Origin of the sequence: Mesobacillus sp. MER 48 (genome assembly GCF_023714225.1) — a bacterium.
GTDB classification, from domain to species: domain Bacteria; phylum Bacillota; class Bacilli; order Bacillales; family Cytobacillaceae; genus Mesobacillus; species Mesobacillus oceanisediminis_A.
The window spans coordinates 1-1,536 of record NZ_JAMAUR010000026.1; the positions used below are offsets into that span (position 1 = coordinate 1).

Annotated in this window: 1 protein-coding gene; it reads right to left on the reverse strand. The window is 42.9% G+C overall.

What is annotated here, in order from left to right; translation table 11 throughout:
• Positions 1-121 precede the first annotated feature (121 nt).
• Positions 122-1,536 (reverse strand): IS1182 family transposase (locus tag M3593_RS23650; protein ID WP_251545071.1); only part of this gene is annotated, 1,415 nt, incomplete at its 5' end.

Sequence of the window (1,536 nt, forward strand, 5' to 3'; positions counted from 1 at the left end):
AGAGGCTGACTCAAAAGGTTGAATAAATTCGACCTGAGAGTCGCCTCTTTTACTTTATATCCAGTTTATAGGATTGGATTTGATGGATTTATAAGACAAAGAGGGATATTCATTCCCTTAATTACCCTAATTTTTGTTCGCTTTCCTTGTTGGCTGCCCACTTCAATAGATTGTGTGCAGCACAAATAAGACCCCAATCCGTCGTATTTTTGGATAGGCCTCTTAACCCGAATCTCTTAAACGCTCGATTATGCTTAATCTGCCCGAATACCGGCTCTACATCTATTTTTCGCTGCCTGTATCTTTGGCTTCCTTCTTCCGTAGCCAAGCGTTCACGAACTTCTTTTCGTTGTTGTTGGTTTTTCACGGAAACCTGTACGGTCTTTGTATCTTTGTCTTTGGCACAAGTTGTTTGGAATGGACAGTTCATACAATCGGTACAGCGGTAGGTGCGCTTCACTGAATCGTAACCGTTGTCGGACTTTCTTTGACTCTCATACTGGAAAACCAGGCGTTTTCCGTTTGCGCAAATCCATTCATCTAGTTCTTCGTCATACTCCATATTTTCAACACGGCCAATTTGTTCCTTCCACACCTTTGTCTGTTCTTTATCAAAAGTATTGTACTTAATGTACGCTTCTATTTTTTGTTCTTCACAATGTGCATAGTTTTCTTCGCTTCCATAACCAGAGTCGGCAATAATGGCCTTTGGTCTGGGCCGATTGTATTTTTCTAAAAGGTTCAGGTGTGGAATCAGACAACCAGGATCTCCAGCACGTTGATGCAGGCTGAAGTTGGTGATGAACTGATTTTCGGTGGCAATCTGGGCATTGTATCCGGGCTTCAGCTGACCGTTCATCATGTTGTCCTCTTTCATTCGCATGAAAGTCGCATCGGTATCTGTCTTGGAAAAGCTGTTTCGCTCCCCAAAAGTCTGTTTCTGGAATTCATACTTCTGTTTTCGAGGCAGAAGGTCTTTTTCCAGTTGACGCTTAGCCTTCTTTAAAGGTTTGTTTTTTGGATCCTGCTCCAGTCTCTTTTCCAACTTTTTGATGGTTTCTTCGATTTTTGCAGAAGAGATGGGTGACTCTTCGAGCTTTTCCTGAAAATCCAGTTCCTTTTCTGCTTCTTCGTCTTCTATGGTGACTTGTTCAATGCCTAAGACAATCTGGCGGAATTTCTCGTCCAGTTTTCTATCGTATTTTTCAGTGGATTTCTTCCATACAAAAGTATACTTGTTGGCGTTTGCCTCCAATTTGGTCCCATCCAGGAAATAGTCTTCCAGCTTCACAAGTCCTTCCTCCCGAAGGAGGTCGACTATGGAGAAGAACGTCTCATAGATGACATCTTTCATGCGTTCTGAACGGAAACGGTTGATGGTACGGAAATCTGGCTTCTGTTCGCCGGAAAGCCACATGAAAATAATGTTCTCTGTTAGCTGTTTGGCGATTTGTCGAGAGGAATAAATCCGGGTGGCATATGCATAAAGAATGACTTTTAGCATCATTTGAGGATGGTAAGGCGGCCGGCCTCCAC